The 17,843-nt window shown below is 41.2% G+C and carries 22 protein-coding genes; 12 read left to right on the plus strand and 10 right to left on the minus strand.

Annotated elements, in window-relative coordinates:
- Positions 1 to 31 precede the first annotated feature (31 nt).
- Together ADM90_RS08815 and fdhF are read right to left on the minus strand one after the other, a co-directional pair.
- Entirely contained in the window at positions 32 to 511 is a 480-nt protein-coding gene (locus tag ADM90_RS08815; RefSeq protein ID WP_053994604.1) for a helical membrane plugin domain-containing protein, read from the minus strand.
- 4 nt (positions 512 to 515) lie between these two features.
- The gene (gene fdhF, locus ADM90_RS08820; protein ID WP_053994605.1) at positions 516 to 3,473 is read right to left on the minus strand and encodes a formate dehydrogenase subunit alpha; all 2,958 of its coding nucleotides are present in this window, start codon (positions 3,471 to 3,473) and stop codon (positions 516 to 518) included.
- Positions 3,474 to 3,947: 474 nt separating this feature from the next.
- Here fdhF and ADM90_RS08825 point away from each other — a divergent pair, with 474 nt between their 5' ends.
- From ADM90_RS08825 to moaA, 3 genes are read left to right on the plus strand one after another with little or no spacing between them, the layout of a single operon-like run.
- A complete protein-coding gene (locus tag ADM90_RS08825; protein ID WP_053994606.1) occupies positions 3,948 to 4,295 on the plus strand; it encodes a Na-translocating system protein MpsC family protein in 348 nt (115 codons plus the stop codon).
- Positions 4,296 to 4,307: 12 nt separating this feature from the next.
- The gene (gene fdhD, locus ADM90_RS08830; RefSeq protein WP_053994607.1) at positions 4,308 to 5,126 is read left to right on the plus strand and encodes a formate dehydrogenase accessory sulfurtransferase FdhD; all 819 of its coding nucleotides are present in this window, start codon (positions 4,308 to 4,310) and stop codon (positions 5,124 to 5,126) included.
- Positions 5,127 to 6,143 carry a GTP 3',8-cyclase MoaA gene (moaA, locus tag ADM90_RS08835; protein ID WP_053994608.1) on the plus strand — a complete coding sequence of 339 codons (1,017 nt, stop codon included), beginning with the start codon at positions 5,127 to 5,129 and terminating at the stop codon, positions 6,141 to 6,143.
- A gap of 147 nt (positions 6,144 to 6,290) precedes the next feature.
- Here the strand turns inward: moaA and moaC are convergent, their stop codons facing one another.
- Genes moaC through ADM90_RS08850 form a run of 3 tightly spaced genes read right to left on the minus strand, consistent with a single transcriptional unit; the run spans position 6,291 to position 7,847 of the window.
- Positions 6,291 to 6,773 carry a cyclic pyranopterin monophosphate synthase MoaC gene (gene moaC / locus ADM90_RS08840; protein ID WP_053994609.1) on the minus strand — a complete coding sequence of 161 codons (483 nt, stop codon included), beginning with the start codon at positions 6,771 to 6,773 and terminating at the stop codon, positions 6,291 to 6,293.
- Complete coding sequence (mobA, locus tag ADM90_RS08845) at positions 6,766 to 7,356, minus strand: molybdenum cofactor guanylyltransferase (RefSeq protein WP_053994610.1); 591 nt, start codon at positions 7,354 to 7,356, stop codon at positions 6,766 to 6,768. The genes moaC and mobA overlap by 8 nt, the downstream gene beginning before the upstream one ends.
- Complete coding sequence (locus tag ADM90_RS08850) at positions 7,353 to 7,847, minus strand: MogA/MoaB family molybdenum cofactor biosynthesis protein (protein WP_053994934.1); 495 nt, start codon at positions 7,845 to 7,847, stop codon at positions 7,353 to 7,355. The genes mobA and ADM90_RS08850 overlap by 4 nt, the downstream gene beginning before the upstream one ends.
- A 98-nt stretch (positions 7,848 to 7,945) precedes the next feature.
- Here ADM90_RS08850 and ADM90_RS08855 point away from each other — a divergent pair, with 98 nt between their 5' ends.
- The 5 genes from ADM90_RS08855 to moaD are packed head-to-tail and all read left to right on the plus strand — an operon-like array spanning position 7,946 to position 11,443.
- Positions 7,946 to 8,962, plus strand: a complete 1,017-nt coding sequence (locus ADM90_RS08855) for a thiazole biosynthesis adenylyltransferase ThiF (RefSeq protein WP_053994611.1) — start codon at positions 7,946 to 7,948, stop codon at positions 8,960 to 8,962.
- A 13-nt stretch (positions 8,963 to 8,975) separates the two neighbouring features.
- On the plus strand, positions 8,976 to 10,268 hold the full coding sequence (locus ADM90_RS08860; RefSeq protein WP_053994612.1) for a molybdopterin molybdotransferase MoeA: 1,293 nt from the start codon (positions 8,976 to 8,978) through the stop codon (positions 10,266 to 10,268).
- Entirely contained in the window at positions 10,229 to 10,762 is a 534-nt protein-coding gene (gene mobB, locus ADM90_RS08865; RefSeq protein ID WP_053994613.1) for a molybdopterin-guanine dinucleotide biosynthesis protein B, read from the plus strand. The genes ADM90_RS08860 and mobB overlap by 40 nt, the downstream gene beginning before the upstream one ends.
- Positions 10,750 to 11,208, plus strand: a complete 459-nt coding sequence (locus ADM90_RS08870; RefSeq protein ID WP_053994614.1) for a molybdenum cofactor biosynthesis protein MoaE — start codon at positions 10,750 to 10,752, stop codon at positions 11,206 to 11,208. Before mobB ends, ADM90_RS08870 begins: the two co-directional genes overlap by 13 nt.
- A 1-nt stretch (position 11,209) precedes the next feature.
- Complete coding sequence (moaD, locus tag ADM90_RS08875) at positions 11,210 to 11,443, plus strand: molybdopterin converting factor subunit 1 (protein ID WP_053994615.1); 234 nt, start codon at positions 11,210 to 11,212, stop codon at positions 11,441 to 11,443.
- 40 nt (positions 11,444 to 11,483) lie between these two features.
- Here moaD and modB read toward each other — a convergent pair whose 3' ends face one another.
- Together modB and modA are read right to left on the minus strand one after the other, a co-directional pair.
- Positions 11,484 to 12,140 (minus strand): molybdate ABC transporter permease subunit, encoded by a 657-nt coding sequence (gene modB, locus ADM90_RS08880; RefSeq protein WP_053994616.1) that lies wholly within the window; start codon positions 12,138 to 12,140, stop codon positions 11,484 to 11,486.
- 4 nt (positions 12,141 to 12,144) lie between these two features.
- Entirely contained in the window at positions 12,145 to 12,933 is a 789-nt protein-coding gene (gene modA / locus ADM90_RS08885; protein WP_053994617.1) for a molybdate ABC transporter substrate-binding protein, read from the minus strand.
- A 152-nt stretch (positions 12,934 to 13,085) separates the two neighbouring features.
- Between modA and ADM90_RS08890 the strand changes: the two genes are divergently transcribed.
- The 3 genes from ADM90_RS08890 to ADM90_RS08900 all read left to right on the plus strand — a co-directional run bounded on the left by ADM90_RS08890 (position 13,086) and on the right by ADM90_RS08900 (position 15,596).
- A complete protein-coding gene (locus ADM90_RS08890; RefSeq protein WP_053994618.1) occupies positions 13,086 to 14,000 on the plus strand; it encodes a helix-turn-helix transcriptional regulator in 915 nt (304 codons plus the stop codon).
- Positions 14,001 to 14,243: 243 nt separating this feature from the next.
- Positions 14,244 to 14,843 (plus strand): trimeric intracellular cation channel family protein, encoded by a 600-nt coding sequence (locus ADM90_RS08895; protein WP_053994935.1) that lies wholly within the window; start codon positions 14,244 to 14,246, stop codon positions 14,841 to 14,843.
- A 57-nt stretch (positions 14,844 to 14,900) separates the two neighbouring features.
- Entirely contained in the window at positions 14,901 to 15,596 is a 696-nt protein-coding gene (locus ADM90_RS08900) for an SIR2 family NAD-dependent protein deacylase (RefSeq protein ID WP_053994619.1), read from the plus strand.
- A 27-nt stretch (positions 15,597 to 15,623) separates the two neighbouring features.
- Here ADM90_RS08900 and ADM90_RS08905 read toward each other — a convergent pair whose 3' ends face one another.
- Genes ADM90_RS08905 through crcB form a run of 3 tightly spaced genes read right to left on the minus strand, consistent with a single transcriptional unit; the run spans position 15,624 to position 16,675 of the window.
- On the minus strand, positions 15,624 to 15,965 hold the full coding sequence (locus tag ADM90_RS08905) for a hypothetical protein (protein ID WP_053994620.1): 342 nt from the start codon (positions 15,963 to 15,965) through the stop codon (positions 15,624 to 15,626).
- 21 nt (positions 15,966 to 15,986) lie between these two features.
- Positions 15,987 to 16,316, minus strand: a complete 330-nt coding sequence (locus ADM90_RS08910; protein WP_053994621.1) for a fluoride efflux transporter FluC — start codon at positions 16,314 to 16,316, stop codon at positions 15,987 to 15,989.
- Positions 16,313 to 16,675 carry a fluoride efflux transporter CrcB gene (gene crcB, locus ADM90_RS08915; RefSeq protein ID WP_053994622.1) on the minus strand — a complete coding sequence of 121 codons (363 nt, stop codon included), beginning with the start codon at positions 16,673 to 16,675 and terminating at the stop codon, positions 16,313 to 16,315. Before crcB ends, ADM90_RS08910 begins: the two co-directional genes overlap by 4 nt.
- 348 nt (positions 16,676 to 17,023) lie before the next feature.
- Between crcB and ADM90_RS08920 the strand changes: the two genes are divergently transcribed.
- Entirely contained in the window at positions 17,024 to 17,833 is an 810-nt protein-coding gene (locus ADM90_RS08920; protein WP_053994623.1) for a cupredoxin domain-containing protein, read from the plus strand.
- Positions 17,834 to 17,843: the final 10 nt, after the last annotated feature.

The following is a 17,843-nucleotide window of genomic DNA, read 5'->3' on the forward strand; positions in this document are numbered from 1 at the left end:
GTGTAGCAAGCACACTCGCGGATTTTATAATCTATTCTTTTAAGCCTTTGCCAAGCCCTTTTAAGAAATGGACGCCAAATTGAACAGCGCGATTGACATCTGGATCATTGAGCATTTTCACCAGTTTAAAGGCACTTATTTTTTCCTCAGTTTCAAGTGCTTTATTAGCTTCTTCTACACCAGCGTTTAACCCTTCCACCAGCTTTGCGGTTGTTTCGGGATTTAGCTCAGTCAATGCGCCAGCGACGCCCATTACATTATTAATCATATTGGTCACAGGCTTGCGCGTTAATTGTTCAAGGGCAATATGAGCAACGTCCTCTTTTGCTTCTAATAGCTTCATCGCTGCCTCTAGTGCACCAATATCATTTAACTCAGCCATAATGCTAAAAACTTGATTGACCGTTTCTTCATTATCTGATAATAGCTGCTGTAGATTGGCTAATTTTTGCTCCTTGAGTTGCTCTTCTGTGAATGGTTGCTTTTTTATTTTTGTAATGGGTACAGCCATGCTCTCACTCTCTTTCGTTAATGGTTGTTAAGTGAACGTAGCCAGGACGATTCCATTTTCGTTGTACCTCAACACCATTTTGAGGATGACGCTTTTTATAGCGTGGGTTTGTACGCGGAAGCGGCGATTTCCCTTTTGGTTTTAGCACCTCTACTCGTACCTTTGTTTGCTTATAGGCTGGTGTTGATGTATTGACATCTGCAGCAGGGCCTGTTAAGAAATTAATGGCTGAATCTTTGCTAACAGAGTTCATTGGTAAAAATAATTCATTTCCTTGCACGCGATCTGTGACAAGGGCATTTAGCTTTAAGGCACCATATGGAGACACCAAACGGAGTAGGGCGCCATCTGCAATGCCTCGTTCTTTTGCCAATTCTGGTGATACTTCAACGAAAATTTCGGGTACTTTTGATTGAATCCCTTGTGATTTATTTGTTAAATTTCCTTCATGGAAGTGTTCAAGCATACGACCATTATTAATATGACAATCGTACTGTGCCTCAAATTCAACTGGTTGCACCCAATCGTTTAAAGCAAAACGAGCTTTTTTATCAGGGAAATTAAAACCGTCTTCATATAATAATGGTGTATCTGTGCCATCATGGCTACCCCAGCAGAAGCTACCCCAGCCCTCTAAAACATCATAGTTAGCCTGTGAGAAAAGGGGAGATAGACTCGCCATTTCATCGAAAATGTCACTTGGATGATTATAATGCCAATCTGCCCCTAAGCGACGTGCCACTGCTTGAAGGATTTCCCAGTCTGCCTTTGACTCACCAAGAGTTGGTAAAACCTGATACAGCCGCTGCACACGACGTTCTGTATTAGTAAATGTTCCCTCTTTTTCAAGTGATGGTGCAGCAGGTAAAATCACATCTGCATATTGCGCTGTACGTGATAGGAAGCAATCCTGCACAACGAAGAAATCTAATTGTGACAGCACTTCATCTATATGGTTGGCGTTACAGTCCACAAGCGCCATATCCTCACCCACTAAATACATGGCCTTCATTTTGCCTTCCATGATCGCATCAAGCATTTGTCCGTTTTTACGTCCTGGCTGTGATGGAATTTTAACACCATAGGCTTTTTCAAATTTGGCACGGGCTGTATCATCTGTCACTTGTTGATAGCCTGGCAATAGATTTGGCAATGTCCCCATGTCACAGGCGCCTTGTACATTATTATGACCACGCAGCGGGTAGGCTCCAGCACCTGGACGACGATAGTTACCTGTTGCTAAAAGTAAATTTGAAATAGCAGCTGAAGTATAAGAGCCACCGGTATTTTGTGTTACACCCATACCCCAAAGTACACATGTGCCGTCTGCATCACGAATCATTTCAGCCACTTCGATCAATGTTTCTTTGCTAATACCCGTCATTTCCTCAGCGTAATCAAGTGTATAGGTTTCAAGCACCTGTTTAAAATCATCAAAATAAAGGACATTTTCTCGAATAAAGGCTTCATCATGCCAGCCTTGATCGATGATATATTTGGTTACAGCCATTAGCCAAACTTGATCGGTTCCTGGCTTTGGACGCATAAAAATATCGGAGCGCTCTGCCATTTCATGCTTACGAATATCCGCAACAATTAATTTCTGTCCATGCAGCTTATGAGCACGTTTGACACGCGTTGCTAAAACAGGATGCCCCTCCGCTGGGTTAGCTCCAACAATAATGACAAGACCAGCCTTGGCAATATCCTTGATTGTCCCAGCATCACCACCCATACCAACAGTACGTAATAAACCATCCGTAGCAGGGGATTGACAATAACGAGAGCAATTATCTACATCATTTGTTTCAAACAATTGACGTGCCATTTTTTGAATTAAGTAATTTTCTTCGTTCGTAATTTTAGACGAGGAGATAAAGCCAACAGAGCCAGGGCCATATTGCTGCTGAATACCACCAAGCTTTGTAGCAATTAAATCGAGTGCCTCATCCCAAGATGCTTCTACAAATTCCTCATTTTTACGAATCAAAGGCTTGGTAATACGCTCCTCCGAGTTGATAAAGTCCCAGCCAAATTTCCCTTTTACACAGGTAGAAATGGCATTTACTGGCCCCTCTGAAGGCTGTACTTTTAAAATTTTGCGATCTTTTGTCCACACTTCAAATGAACAACCGACACCACAGAACGTACAGACGGTTTTGGTTTTTCGCGTGCGCTTACTCCGCATCGCTGCTTCGATTTCAGATACCGCAAAAATACCACTATAGCCGGGTTCCACTTCTTTAATTAAATGAATCATCGGATCTAACATATCCTGCTTAAGCCCCGTCATAAATCCAGCCTCTCCAAGCATGGATTTTTCCATTAGGGCATTACACGGACAGACAGTGACACATTGCCCACAGCCTACGCAGGAAGAATCATTAATCGCCACGCCCGTATCCCAAATAACGCGAGGTCTTTCTGCCTCCCAATCTAAAGACAGTGTTTCATTTACCTGTAAATTTTGACAAATCTCTACACATTGCCCACATGCAATACATTGGTTGGGATCGTAGCGGTAAAATGGGTGGGACATATCCACCTCATTGGGTTCTACTTTTGGCTTGTAGGGATATTTTTGATGCTCGATTTCCATTAGCTCGGCGGTGTTGTGCAATGTACAATTTCCATTATTGTTGTCACAAACCGTACAGTAAAGTAGGTGATTTTCCAGTAGGCGATCCATTGCCTCGGTTTGCGCAGCCTTTGCTTTTTCTGAATTTAGTAAAACATCCATGCCATTAGTAATTTTCGTTGAGCAGGAACGCACTAATTGGCCATCTACCTCAACGATACATGTATCACATGTCTCAATAGGGTCAACAGCTGGCACACGACAAATTTGAGGATGGGCAATGTCATGCTGATTAATGGTATCAAGGATTGTAGCGCCTTCTGTTGCATCATACGGTACGCCATTAATATTGATTTGAGTCAAGGGGTCTTCCTCCTTTTGCATGTTAAGTTGACTAGAACAATTGTTATAGCTTCAAAGAAAAAGGGAATAACATATCAAGTGAATGATTTTAGTAAAAGATTGTCTTGCTATTATTGTAATTCCTTCATAACCTTGAAGCTACACTTAAATTGCTAGAGTGTAGCAAGTTGTTCAATGTTCGCATAAAAAAATCCACCATGAAAAAACACGTCTTGGACATGTTTATGCTTCATGGTGGATAAAATTCTTAGCAGGTCTTGCTAAAAACTCAATCTACTTTTATGTGCGTAACAATAGAATTCAACCATTAAAATAGCTTAATTCCATTACTGTTCCTCACCATTATAGTCCTTTTTGGTTAAATGAACAATATGGATTGTCTAAAATATTTGCCCTTTTATTTTTTTGCAAGTTACTATATCATTAACAAACTGTAAGGGTGACCCTGATAGAGACGGCATCCAAAAGTCTTAGAACGATGGGGGAAGCATAGCTATGTCTAAAAAGGTACATGAATTTAACGATATCATTCGAAAGCTGCGCAAAGAAATATTTGGGAAAGGTCCAGAGCGTATTCATACCGTTTTTGTGGATAATATGGCTGTGTCCACTTTATATGGCAATCTTACACCAACCGAAAAATTTATTGCCAGTACACCTGAAGGGCTACAGATGGTACGTACAGCTCGCACAAGTATGATTCAAGATTTATATACACAATCACCGCCTGAAGGAATGGAGGAATTAATGGGCAGTCAATTACTCCACCTCTTTTCAGACATTAAAATTGAAGAGGATTTTGCGATTTCTGTCTTTGTTTTTGACAAGAACATCAGTGAGTAAGGAGGATGCCATATGGAGCGAGCCATCACAAGGAAAATTTTTCGTGTGGACAATCAGCAAGTGAAAACAATGGATGATCTCGTTGTGTCAGAATATGCGGTGACAGTCAAGATTAATGGACAGGAATTTGTCACGATGGTTTGTACGCCTGAGTATGTAGAGGATATGGTCATTGGCTATCTTGCCTCTGAGCGTGTGATCCGCAGCTATGAGGATATTGAGGAAATATGGCATCAGGAAAAACAGGGCTTTGTCCATATTCGCACAAAGCATGTCAATCCTTACTATCAGCAAACACAAAATAAACGCTATATTACATCCTGCTGTGGCATGAGTCGTCAAGGCTTTGTTTTTACAAATGATGCATTAGTAGCAAAAAAAATGGACGACATCCATGTGCAAATTACGTCTGATGATTGCTTTCGTTTAATGCTTGCGATGCAGGATAGTGCTGATATTTTTAAAAAAACAGGTGGTGTGCATAATGCGGCACTATGCGATGTCAATGGTATTGTGTTAAGTCGCATGGATATTGGCCGTCATAATGCTTTAGATAAAATTTATGGCTACTGTCTGCGCCACAACATCAGTATGCAAGGTAAAATTATTGTTTTTAGTGGGCGAATATCCTCGGAGATTTTACTGAAAGTATCCAAGATTGGCTGTGAAATTGTGCTGTCAAAATCAGCACCCACAGAATTAGCTCTACAATTGGCAGAGCAGCTAGGGATTACAGCAGTAGGCTTTATTCGTCACAACACATTGAATATTTATACACACTCACAACGCATTTTATTACCTACAAATGAGGTATTGAAAGAAGGAGATTAAATGACGAATCTACAAGACCAATACCAACGACCATTAAGAGATTTAAGAATATCGGTGACAGATCGCTGTAATTTTCGCTGTCGCTATTGCATGCCCGCAGAAGTATTTGGTCCAGATTACGCATTTTTACCGTCTGCTAAAATATTAAGTTTTGATGAGATTGAACGCTTAGTCACCATTTTTGTGTCATTAGGTGTAAAAAAGATACGTATTACAGGTGGCGAACCGTTATTACGCCGTGATTTGCCTACATTAATTGAGCGTATTCATCAGATTGAGGGCGTTGAGGATATTGCACTTACAACAAATGGTACTTTATTAAAAAAATATGCAGAGCCATTGGCAAAGGCAGGCTTATCGCGTGTTTCTGTTAGTTTAGATTCACTGGATAACGAGCGCTTTTTTGAGATGAATGGTCAGCGTGGCAAGGTTAGCACTGTATTAGAGGGCATTGAAAAGGCAGCAGAAGCGGGCTTGCAGGTCAAGATTAATATGGTTGTTCAAAAAGGGCAAAATGATCAGGATATTGTAGCAATGGCACGATTTTTCAAAGAAAAGCAGCATATTTTACGCTTTATTGAATATATGGATGTTGGGAATTCAAATGGCTGGCGGCTTGATGATGTTGTATCAAAAAGGGAAATTCTCGATCAAGTACAGCAATTTTCATCGTTACAAGCTATTGCCCCAAACTACAAAGGGGAAGTGGCGACACGTTATCAATATCAGGACAAGCAAGGCGAAATTGGTGTGATTTCTTCCGTCACGGATTCTTTCTGCTCCACCTGCTCGCGTGCCCGTCTATCGGCAGAGGGAACCTTATATACGTGCTTATTTGCAACAGCAGGCACGGATTTAAGAGAGCTGTTACGCACAGGGCAGGATGATGCAATGATTCGCCAGCACATTGCACATGTCTGGGGCGATCGAACAGATCGTTATTCAGATGAACGCAATGAACAGACGAGAGCGAAAAGACAAAGCGTGAAAATTGAAATGTCTCATATTGGCGGATAAGCAGAGGCAAACAAAAAAATCGGCTCATTCATGTCCGATTTTTTTGTTTATCCTATATGAACAGATGTTTTGGGTGCGAAAGCCTGCTTCCAAGCATAAAATCAGGGGCGGGTGGCCTGTAAAAACGTGGGAATGTGTGAAAACCCTTTATTTATGCATAAATGTGCCGCTTTTACCGCCTGTTTTTTCCACCAAATAGGTGTCTTTAATAACCATTGCTTTATCAACGGCTTTACACATATCGTAAAAGGTTAGGGCTGCAATGGAGACAGCCATGAGTGCCTCCATTTCAACACCTGTTTTTCCACTACATTTCACCGTTGCTTGAATATGGAGCTCATAGCCATCTTTTGTCTTTGTATAGTCAAATTGCAGGTCTGTGCCCTGTAGCATAATGGGATGACACATTGGAATCATATCGGCTGTTTTTTTCGCGCCCATAATACCCGCAATTTGTGCTACATGTGTAGGGTCACCTTTTTTGATGCCACCTTGTTGGATGGCTTGATAGACCTCATCAGATAATGTAATGGTACTGCGCGCAATAGCTGTCCGTGTTGTCATTTCTTTCGCTGAAATATCGACCATTTTCGGGCGACCTTCTTCGTTCCAGTGTGAAAATTTAGTCATGGTTGTTCTCCTTGTTAGCGATTTGCGCCCAATCTTGCTGCGCATTGATATTAATAAATGCGGGCTCATGCTCTGTAAATGGCACATAGCACACACGAAGCTGCTCTAATAACGCCCTCATATTGCGTTTGTTTTGCTGGATCAGCGCCGTTGTTTTAGCTAATGCAGTGCGACGATACAATGCCGCTAGTGGCTGGTAGCGTTCTCCCTGCCTTGGCACAATGGCATCATACTGATTATCGATAAAGCCAAGCATTTGTTGAATAAATGGTGCATTCATACAAGGCATATCACAGGCAACGATAAAAAACCACTCCACTTCAGGGTAGGCTGTGAGAACTGTATGTAGGGCAAAAAGAGGCCCTTGATGTGGCTTTTTATCAATTAGCCATTGAACATGCTCCTCTGTAAAATATGGCTGTAGACTGGCATTTGTCGCTATGATGATGGGGTCTAATTGACTTTGCTGTAATGCTGTAAGACTCTGTTTATATAATGGCTGACCAGCAAATAACGCAAACATTTTAGGCTGGCCATAGCGAGAGGATTGACCACCTGCTAATAGAACACCTGCCATATTCATAGGCGGTTCAGCTCTCCAACAAAATGCTGCACAGTAGGGTTAATCAGTTTCGTCATAGCGAGTGTGACGGCATTGGTAGAGCCTGGCAACAGATAAATAGCTGTTTGCTGGCAGCTACCTGCTGTGGCACGGCTAAACATTGCTTTCGGCCCAATCTCTTCATAGCTGAGTGTGCGAAATAATTCGCCAAACCCCGTCATCTCCTTATCAAAAAGAGGAACAATGGTGTCGTAGGTTTGATCTCTTGGTGTAAATCCTGTACCGCCTGTCACGATAATCGTATTAATGTCAGGACGCGCACACCACTGCTGAATATAGTGTAAAATGCTCGCTGGTTCATCCTTTGTTAGTTGATAGTCTATAATATCAAATGAAGCCTCTTGCAGGAATGTGTGAATACGCTGTCCACTGCGATCATCTGCCTTTGTACGGGTATCGCTTACAGTTAAAATGGCAGCTTGAATCGATAGCTGCTGATGTGTGGGATGCATCATGAAAAACCTCCTTTACGCTGGCAAACATTGTTTTCATTATAATGCTATCAACGAAAAGGTCAAACGAAAATTCATAGAAAGAAAGGCAAACATTTATGGAGAATAGATATTCAAGACAACAATTATTTCGCCCAATTGGTGAGAACGGGCAGCAAGCACTTCGACAAAAACATGTTCTTATTGTTGGCGCTGGCGCATTGGGAAGTGCGAGCGCAGAGGCACTTGTAAGGGCAGGCATTGGCAAGCTAACGATTATTGATCGCGATTATGTAGAGTGGAGCAATTTGCAAAGGCAGCAATTATATACAGAGCAAGATGCACAAGACAAAATGCCCAAGGTGATTGCAGCTAAAAAAAGACTCCAAGAAATAAATACAGAGGTCGATATTCATGCAGCCATTATAGATGCCAGTGTAGCGTCATTAGAGCCACTGCTAGCAGATATCGATGTAATGATGGATGCAACCGATAATTTTGATGTGCGTTTTCTCATGAATGACCTTGCTCAAAAACATACCATTCCATGGGTGTATGGCTCCTGTGTTAGTAGCTATGGCGCAACATATACAATTGTGCCTGGGCAAACACCATGCTTGCATTGCCTGCTAAAGGTGATGCCCCGTACGGGAATGACCTGTGATACGGCAGGCATTATTAGCCCAGCCGTGCAAATGGTAGCTGCTTATCAAGTGGCTGAGGTTTTAAAGCTAGCAGTGGGGGATGAGAAGGCCTTACGCAAAAGCTATTTAACATTTGATGTATGGCAAAATCAGCATTATGAAATCAATGTGGATACAATGCAACAGGATGATTGTCCCTCCTGTGGTCAAAACCCTACATACCCCTATTTATCTTATGACAATCAAACAAAATTAGCGGTATTATGTGGCCGTGATGCGGTTCAAATTCGACCAGCCAAGCCGATTTATTATCAGTTAGAGCAGTTGGCAACTAAGCTTCGTCCGTATGGTGAGATTCAGCTTAATCCTTATTTGCTAGCTTGCCAAGCAGCGGATTATCGTGTGGTTATTTTCCAGGATGGACGGGTTGTTATTCATGGTATTCAAGATATTCAACAAGCACAAAGTATTTACTATCGTTTATTAGGTTAAGGGAGTGGATGAAATGGTCGAAAAAAGAAAACCAATTGCTGTAGGTGAGGCTGTGCAACGTGTCATGGATTATGCCTTTCCAGCAAAAAAAGAGTTTGTGCCACTAACACAAGCACATGGGCGTGTTATTGCAGAAGCTATTATAGCAGATCAGGATATACCCGCCTTTGATCGTTCACCCTATGATGGTTATGCAATCCGCTCCATTGATAGTCAAGAGGCTTCATCTGAGCATCCTGTTCGTTTTCAGGTTGTAGGGGAAATTGGGGCTGGCTTTGTCTATGAGGAGGACGTTGGCTATCGACAAGCAGTACGGATTATGACAGGTGCGCCGATTCCAAAGGGCTGTGATGCCGTTGTCATGCTTGAATTAACCCAGACATTTGAGGTAAATCATCAAACCTATATGTCCATTAAACGCTCCTTTGCAGCAGGAACAAATATTTCCTATAAAGGCGAAGAAGTGCGACAGGGAACAACGCTTATTACTGCAGGGCAATACATCAATCCAGGTGTGATGGCGTTACTTGCCACATTTGGCTACCAGCAAGTACCAGTGTTTCGCAAAGTAACGGTCGGTGTCATTGCGACAGGCAGTGAACTACTAGAGCCAGAGGAAGCGTTACAGCCAGGCAAAATTCGTAATAGTAATGCCTATATGGTAATGGCACAAATTGAACGTGCAGGAGCGGAGGTTCAATACTTTGGCAAGCTTAGTGATGACCTTGACTTATGTATTGAAATTGTTGGAGAAACATTGCAGAAAGTGGATATTTTACTAACGACAGGCGGGGTATCAGTAGGAGATTATGATTATTTGCCTGCCATTTATCAAGCTATTCAAGCGGATGTCCTGTTTAATAAAGTAGCTATGCGCCCAGGCAGTGTCACAACGGTAGCTGCTCGAAATGGGCAATTACTATTCGGGCTTTCTGGCAATCCATCCGCCTGTTATGTGGGCTTTGAGCTATTTGTACGCCCGATTATCCGCACAGCCTTTGGCAATCCGCAGCCACATTTACGCAGAGAACAAGCCATACTAGGAGCAGATTTTACAAAACCTAATCCATTTACCCGCTTTGTACGAGCGAGTGCCTACTATGAGAAAGGGCAGCTTATTGCTGTACCATCTGGCTTTGATAAATCAAGCGCCGTTTCTTCTCTAGCAGCAGCCAATGCCTTTATTATGCTACCAGGCGGCTCAAGAGGCTATGAAAAGGGTAGGCAGGTGGCTGTTTTATTGCTAGAAGATTTACAGGGAAGTGAATGGCCTTGGGACAACATCAAAAAATCCTCCAAATCGTAGGCTATCAAAATAGCGGGAAAACGACCTTGATGGAGCAACTAATTGCACACGCGACAGTGAAAGGGCTACGTGTAGGAACCATTAAGCATCATGGACATGGCGGTATTCCCATGATTGAAACAACGAAAGATAGTCTGCGCCATGAGCAGGCAGGGGCAAGCGTCACAGCGGTAGAGGGCGGCGGAACATTGCGTCTAAGCATTCATCAAAATAGCTGGCAGCTTGCCGATATAGTAGCGATTTATGCCGACTTGCCAATGGACTTGATTTTAGTTGAGGGCTATAAAAAAGAACCTTATCCAAAGGTCGTACTTTTACGAACAGCACAAGACCAAGTCTTACTGCAACAAGTGTCGAATATTCTCTGTGTGCTCTATTGGCAGGGCTGTAAAGTGGATACATCACTAGCGATTCCAGCTTTTTCAATAGATGACCCAGTACAGTATATGGAATTTTTATGGACAGAAATGAGGGGAAATGATTGTTTGATATAACAGAAAAACCAATTGATGTGGAGGCAGTACGCCAAAAGGTGGTTAGCCGCAATGCAGGGGCGATTACACTATTTATTGGCACAGTAAGAGAGCTGACAAATGGCAAAAAAACAGTACACTTAGAATATCAAGCCTATCCACCAATGGCAGTGAAAATGTTTGAGCAGATTGCCAAAGAAATCCATGAACAATGGCCTGAAGCAAAGGTGGCAATTACGCATCGCGTTGGGCATTTAGCGATTTCTGATATTGCAGTCGTTATTGCGGTGTCATCTCCCCATCGTAAAATGGCTTATCAGGCAAATGAATATGCCATTGAGCGTATGAAGCAAATTGTGCCAATTTGGAAAAAGGAATTTTGGGAAGATGGCAGTGAATGGATCGGTGATCAATTAGAAAATATCCCTTACCCTCAGGGACAGCCATCTATTGACAAGGAGGATTAGCATGATTCATATACTATTATTTGCACATTTACAGGAAGTGGTAGGCGAGTCGAAGTTATCAGTAGAGCTGTCGGATATAACAGTGGATCAACTAAAGGCTTGGCTAGAAAAGCAATACCCACAGCTTTCACTGCAATCTATTATGGTAGCGATCAATGAGGAGTTTGCCACAGATACAACGATGATTCAATCAGGTGATACCATTGCCTTTATTCCACCAATTAGTGGTGGATAACGACAGTATCAAAGGTAGTTGGTGAGCAGCCAACTACCTCTTACACTTTGAGCAGATGAATGCTGAGCAGCATCAAAAATGACAGACCGATCATGCATAAGACCCATGCCCAAGCAAGTGGCATATTACCTGTATCGATCGCCATATAAATTGCAAGTGGTGTTGTTTGCGTTTTCCCTGGAATATTGCCAGCAAACATTAATGTTGCCCCAAACTCCCCTAAAGCGCGTGTAAAGCTTAATATGCCTCCTGAAACAAGTGCTTTCAATGCAAGCGGCACAGATATATAGAGAAAAACCTGCCATTCATTAGCCCCATCTATACGCGCAGCATTTTCAATATCTGGGTCAACAGAGGCAAAGCCTGTTTTAGCCGATTGATACATTAATGGAAAGGCGACAATGGTCGAGGCAATCACAGCCGCCCACCATGTAAACATGACAGGCTGATGAAAAAGCCACATAATCAGATGACCAAAAACACTATTTTTTCCAAATAGCATAATTAACAAAAAGCCTACAACTGTTGGAGGCAATACTAGTGGTAGTAACAATACGGTTTCAAGTAACAGCTTCCCTTTAAAACGGCGAGTAGCCATCCATTTGCCAAGCAGAATCCCTGCGATTATTGCAAGAATGCCTGCAACAAAGGCAATTTCAATCGACAGCTTCACAGGAGACCAAAAATCGGTACTCATTTAATTAGTGAACCCCTTTAAAGCCATACTTTTTAAAGACAGCCATCGCTTCAGCACTTTGTAAAAACTGATAAAAGTCTTCCGCCTCCTGTGCATGTGGGCGATCCTTGATAACCCCTACAGGATAAATAATCGGTGTATGCATCGTATCACTGGCAGTTGACACAATATCTACTTTCTCTGATACAAGGGCATCTGTTTTATAAACAATACCCGCATCCACATTCTCTGTTTCTGTGTACGTTAGCACTTGGCGTACATCCTTTGTATAAACAACTTTAGGCTCTACTGCTTCCCAAAGATTCAAATTTTTTAAGGTTTCCACACCATATTGCCCAGCAGGAACGCTTTCTGGCGTACCGAGTGCAATTTTATCTGCCTGCGCTAAATCCTCAAAAGATTGAATCTGTTTGCTATTGGTTTTCGGAACAACTAAGACAAGCTCATTTGCTAGAAGGTCTGTTCCTTGGTTAGCCGTGATCATATCCTCTTTTACGAGTGCATCAAATTTATCTTCTGCTGCTGAAAAGAATAGATCAGCAGGCGCACCCTGTAAAATCTGTTGCTGTAATGCACCTGAACCACCGAAGTTGTAGAGCAATGTGATGGTATCATGCTCTTTTTCGTAGGTTGTTTTTAATTCCTCTAAAGCATCTTGTAAGCTAGCAGCCGCAGAAATGGTTAATTCGATAGGTTCGTCGCTTACTTGTGTGTCTTTTTCTTGGTTACTACAACCCGCTATAACACAAGCGAGTAGTAATAATAGAGGAAAGAAACAATAAAATTTTTTCATATGAATTGTACTCCTTTTATAACTAGTTATAACAAGATATAACTAATTATAATCAGTTATAAATGAAAATGAAATATAAAATTTCAAGATATTCATAGCGTTATAAATACGTTACGATAGATGGAAGAGGTTTATAGGGGGAGAAGGTTTACATGTCACAAGAACAATCCTATACAATTGAAGAGGTTGCACAATTATTAAAGGTGTCGAAATTAACGATTTATGATTTAGTGAAAAAGGGCGATTTACCCGTTTTTCGTGTTGGTCGTCAAATGCGCGTGGATCGTGCGGATTTACAAAGCTATATACAAAAGCGTAAAACAGGAGCTACCCCACCAGCAGTAGCCAGCCCTCCTCAAAATAAGCAAAAAATTATTATAAGTGGACAGGATTTCGTATTAGATTTATTAGGAAAATATATTGAAAAGCGACTATCCATTAAGGTGCTGCGCTCCCATGAAGGTAGCTTAAACGGGGTAATGGCGATGTATAATGGTGAATGTGATATTGCGAGCTTACATATGTATGATGGTGACTCAGGTGATTACAATACACCTTACCTTAAAAGGATTTTTGTCAGCCATGCCTTTCTACTCATCAATGTTATCACACGCAGGGCGGGCTTTTATGTGCAGAAAGGCAATCCTTTGCACATACATTCCTTTGACGATTTTAAAACGAAATCATTTCAGTTGATCAATCGTGAAAAAGGCTCAGGTGCGCGGACATTATTAGATGAGCAATTGCGCATTCATCAGATCACGCCATCGATGATTAAAGGGTATGACAATGAGGGCATGAGCCATATCGATGTAGCCTCTGCTGTGGCAAATGGTCATGCAGATATTGGCATAGGCATTGAAAAAATAGCCAAGCTCATGAATGTTGATTTTGTCCCTGTGGTGAAGGAGCGTTATGATATTGTGCTCTTTAAAACGGTGGAAAATGAAGCATTGATACGCACGGTAAAGGAAATTTTAACAGCAGCAGATTTCCAGGAAGAGGTGGTTGCACTAGGGGATTATGATATTAGTCAAATGGGGCAGATTATCTATGAAACACTCTAATGAAAATTTATATTGAGTTTAAAAACGAAATCAATTACAATTTGATTAGAAAATTTTATGGTCGTTAGGTAATTGTTGGATTGCTTCACGTCCATGAAATTTTTTATGAATGAATGGTGAGATGGATAAATAAGTAGGGACACCTGCTTAGGTATTAGCCCACTATAAAATAGCTTGCGTAACAGATGCGCAACTATTTTATGGTGGGCTTTTTGCTGTAGACATAAGGGAGGAATAATGGATATGACGTGGGAAGTATTACATATAATTGGCATTATTGCGTATGCGATCAGTGGAGCATTTGTGGCATTACAGGCTCGCTATTCGTTTATTGGCATATTTGTGCTTGGGCTTGTAACGTCTTATGGTGGGTCTATTATTCGCAATATTGTACTCGATATACCAGTTTCAGCGATATGGGATCGTCAATCCTTATTCGTTGTACTGATCACGCTAACAGTGATTTTATTTATAAAAAGAAATTGGATCCATCACTGGAACCGCTGGGGCTATTTCTTTGATTCAATTGGGCTTGCATCCTTTGCGCTACAAGGAGGACTACTAGCCAAAAGCTTGGATCATGATCTAGGCATTATTATGATTGCTTGTATGTTTACAGGGGTAGGAGGTGGAATGATTCGTGATTTGTTAGCTGGTCGAACACCACTGGCATTAAGGGAGGAAATTCATGCTGTATTGACCTTTTTATGTGCTTTTTGTATTTGGATTGGCTGGAGTAGCCCACTTGAATTATCCATTATTGTTGTGTTGATTGTCTTCATTCGAATGATAGCTGTCAATTATAAATGGATATTTCCATTTCCAATGAAGCAATCTAAATAAATTGACAGGAAAACGAATTTTCTTGTCGAAATAGTATGGTGAAATGGAGGAATGACAATGACAATCGAACGATTACGTGAATGGCTGCAAGCCTCGACAAATACGGTTGTTTTAACAGGTGCTGGCATGTCAACGGAAAGTGGTATTCCTGATTTTCGCTCTGCATCAGGCTGGTGGAACAATATTGATCCTCGCACTGTCGCGACAACGGAGGCATTAGCGCAAAATTATGCATTATTTCATGAGTTCTATAAAATGCGTATTGAAAATTTAGCAAAAGCGATGCCACATGAAGGGCATCATATTTTAGCAGATTGGGAAAAAAGAGGAATGGTTTCCTTAATTGCTACGCAAAATGTAGATGGTTTTCATCAATTGGCAGGTAGTCAACGAGTGGAGGAACTTCATGGCTCCATACGCACCATTCGTTGTGATCGCTGCCAGCAAGCTGCTGCAATGGAACATTTCTTTGACAAGGTTGAGTGTATACACTGCGGTGGACAGCTACGCCCAAATGTTGTGTTATTTGGAGAAAGCCTACCACAGGCAAGCTGGCATATATCTATAGAGGCAATTAAAGCTGCTGAGCTTGTTCTTGTCATTGGTACAAGTCTCGAAGTGTACCCTGTCAATCAACTGCCTATGATGACAACGGGAAAAACGGTGTATATTAATTTAGATGTTTCACAGCATAAAACCCAATTCGATCTCACAATTGCGGGAAAAATAAAAGAAGTGTTGCAACAATTATAAGGGCGCCCTTAGCAAGTAAAGGAGCGCCTAAAACATTTGAGGTAAAATTTCTTTTAGATAGCGCTGATTTTTCCGGAGCCATATTTTTAAAATAATACGATGTGTTAGCAGCTTTTTCCTTTTTCGAGGCCTTGCTTTCGCTTCTATTAAACTTAGTAGGAGTATACGTGTTTCAGGTGCAAATGCTTGCGGGTCTACAAGCACATCAAGCTTATAATCAATTAACTGTGCTGCCTGCACCTTTGCAAGTAATTGGGCAAAATGCTCATTCATCTCTAAGTAGTTTTCATCCAGTGCCAGGTCAATTAATGTAAATAATGTTTGTTCAATGTCTGCTTCGAGTAGTTGTAGCTGCTCTGGTGTCGTCATTGTGAAAAAATCACCCCCTTCTTAGATAACGAAAAATCCGAGTGTGGCACAAAGGATGCCAACGAGAAGTGTTGTACTTATATAAATAATAGCTTGTTTTTCCTTTTTTTGCTCAATCAATTGTAAGCATTCAAAGCCAAATGTTGAAAAGGTTGTATAGGCCCCTAAAAAGCCAATGCCAACTAACTGCCAAAGCGTATCACTTGGGTGTAGGGCAAATAACAGACCAAGCGCAAAAGCCCCTGTGCTATTAATGAAAAAAGTTGCCCAAGGATACGGATGGGCAAGGTATTTGCCTAGATAAAATCTTGTGATGGCGCCAAAAAACCCGCCAAGACCAACCAACATCATGCAGTAAGCCTCCTTGCTAATTGAATACCCATCCATGCACAAATAAGACCTCCACCAACACTGCCAAGGCTATAAACAATAGCCTGTAGCCATTCACTATGCTGTAAAAGTAATAATGTCTCTAAGGAAAAGGTGGAAAAAGTTGTAAAAGCCCCTAAAAAGCCTGTGCCAATTCCTACAATGATCGGTGTTCGTTTTGTAAAGGTTGTAAAAAGCCATGCAAGGCATAAGCAGCCTAGTAAATTTATACAGAGTGTTGCAAAGGGAAAGCCACTTGCATTTGGAATGGCAAGGCTAAGGCTATATCGACAAATAGCCCCTAAAAATCCCCCTATACCAACAGTAAAAAATGATTTCAAAGGTTCATCGCTCCTTTAAGGCATAACAGGTATAAAGATTGTATCATGGCACGTTAGGAATGGATAGCTTGTTTCCTTATTACTTATTTACTATAACATTATAATAATAGTGAAAATGGTTTAATTGAATACTATATCAGACTAAAGAATGAATTTTCTAAAAATTTAAGCAATTTTTATTGATTAGTAGAATTATAAAGGATTAAAATATAGATGAGGCTATCTAACAAGCATCTTTTTCACTCAGTTTAGAAATTTGTAAGCGCCTCCAAATAATTTATCTGGGCAATGATAATAGGTATATATGCTTACAGGATAGTGTCATAAAATGAGGTAGGGGGTTTGTGTATGAAAAAAATAACGATGGGGATTGTCTTTATGTTTATGCTGCTGATGGTATTGGCTGCATGTAATGATACGGGAGATGACAAGGAAGATAAAGCAGCGGAAAAGAATGACACAGGGTCACTTGTTATTTCTGGAGATATTGTCTCAGAGCAAGGAGGATGTGTCTTAGCAAACCGCTTCTCACCAGGCGATAAAATAATTTTCCGTAATAATGTGGTGGATGGTCTAACAAATGAGCAAGTCAAGGATGCCAAGGTACAGGTTCATCTTTCTACAGGCGAAACACTGGATATGGCTTATGGTAAGCATGGAGAGGATAACTTTTGGGTAGTCGCGTATCCTGTAACAGCCGATACACCAACAGGTACGATTAATTACACAGTGACAGCAGAATATGAGGATCAAAAGGGTGAGTTTAAGCCATTTAATGTTGCTCCTTCATTATTAACAATTGTTTCTGAGGATGTAGCGGCAGCACCACAGGAAGAGCCTGCTGCAAAGGAAGAGGAAGTAGATTTGGCTACAGTGGAAACAAATCAAAACGTTGAGATCATTGGGAAAAATTTTGAGTTCCATGGTCCAAATGGCGAGCAAACTTTTTATGTAAAAGCAGGCGAGGAAGTAACGCTTTCGTTAAAATCTGAAGAGGGTGTGCACGGTGTTTCTGTAGATGGATTAGATGTTAAATTAGATAAGGATGGTTCTACAAAGTTTACACCTGAAAAAGCGGGTGAATATAACATGACTTGTAGTGTATTTTGCGGTACAGGACATGGTGATATGACAGCAAAATTAGTTGTTGTTAACTAAAAGGAGGGGT

Origin of the sequence: Lysinibacillus macroides, assembly GCF_001281525.1 — a bacterium.
In the GTDB taxonomy this organism is placed as follows: domain Bacteria; phylum Bacillota; class Bacilli; order Bacillales_A; family Planococcaceae; genus Lysinibacillus; species Lysinibacillus macroides.

Coding starts and splice junctions, on each gene's coding strand:
- fdhF (WP_053994605.1), bottom strand. CDS start 3,473: ATGCAAAAGGAGGAAGACCCCTTGACTCAAATCAATATTAATGGCGTA.
- modA (WP_053994617.1), bottom strand. CDS start 12,933: ATGAAAAAATTTTATTGTTTCTTTCCTCTATTATTACTACTCGCTTGT.
- moaA (WP_053994608.1), top strand. CDS start 5,127: ATGACGAATCTACAAGACCAATACCAACGACCATTAAGAGATTTAAGA.
- mobB (WP_053994613.1), top strand. CDS start 10,229: ATGGCCTTGGGACAACATCAAAAAATCCTCCAAATCGTAGGCTATCAA.
- modB (WP_053994616.1), bottom strand. CDS start 12,140: ATGAGTACCGATTTTTGGTCTCCTGTGAAGCTGTCGATTGAAATTGCC.
- ADM90_RS08815 (WP_053994604.1), bottom strand. CDS start 511: ATGGCTGTACCCATTACAAAAATAAAAAAGCAACCATTCACAGAAGAG.
- moaC (WP_053994609.1), bottom strand. CDS start 6,773: ATGACTAAATTTTCACACTGGAACGAAGAAGGTCGCCCGAAAATGGTC.
- ADM90_RS08900 (WP_053994619.1), top strand. CDS start 14,901: ATGACAATCGAACGATTACGTGAATGGCTGCAAGCCTCGACAAATACG.
- ADM90_RS08850 (WP_053994934.1), bottom strand. CDS start 7,847: ATGCATCCCACACATCAGCAGCTATCGATTCAAGCTGCCATTTTAACT.
- moaD (WP_053994615.1), top strand. CDS start 11,210: ATGATTCATATACTATTATTTGCACATTTACAGGAAGTGGTAGGCGAG.
- fdhD (WP_053994607.1), top strand. CDS start 4,308: ATGGAGCGAGCCATCACAAGGAAAATTTTTCGTGTGGACAATCAGCAA.
- ADM90_RS08920 (WP_053994623.1), top strand. CDS start 17,024: ATGAAAAAAATAACGATGGGGATTGTCTTTATGTTTATGCTGCTGATG.
- ADM90_RS08890 (WP_053994618.1), top strand. CDS start 13,086: ATGTCACAAGAACAATCCTATACAATTGAAGAGGTTGCACAATTATTA.
- ADM90_RS08855 (WP_053994611.1), top strand. CDS start 7,946: ATGGAGAATAGATATTCAAGACAACAATTATTTCGCCCAATTGGTGAG.
- ADM90_RS08905 (WP_053994620.1), bottom strand. CDS start 15,965: ATGACGACACCAGAGCAGCTACAACTACTCGAAGCAGACATTGAACAA.
- ADM90_RS08895 (WP_053994935.1), top strand. CDS start 14,244: ATGACGTGGGAAGTATTACATATAATTGGCATTATTGCGTATGCGATC.
- mobA (WP_053994610.1), bottom strand. CDS start 7,356: ATGAATATGGCAGGTGTTCTATTAGCAGGTGGTCAATCCTCTCGCTAT.
- ADM90_RS08910 (WP_053994621.1), bottom strand. CDS start 16,316: ATGATGTTGGTTGGTCTTGGCGGGTTTTTTGGCGCCATCACAAGATTT.
- ADM90_RS08825 (WP_053994606.1), top strand. CDS start 3,948: ATGTCTAAAAAGGTACATGAATTTAACGATATCATTCGAAAGCTGCGC.
- ADM90_RS08860 (WP_053994612.1), top strand. CDS start 8,976: ATGGTCGAAAAAAGAAAACCAATTGCTGTAGGTGAGGCTGTGCAACGT.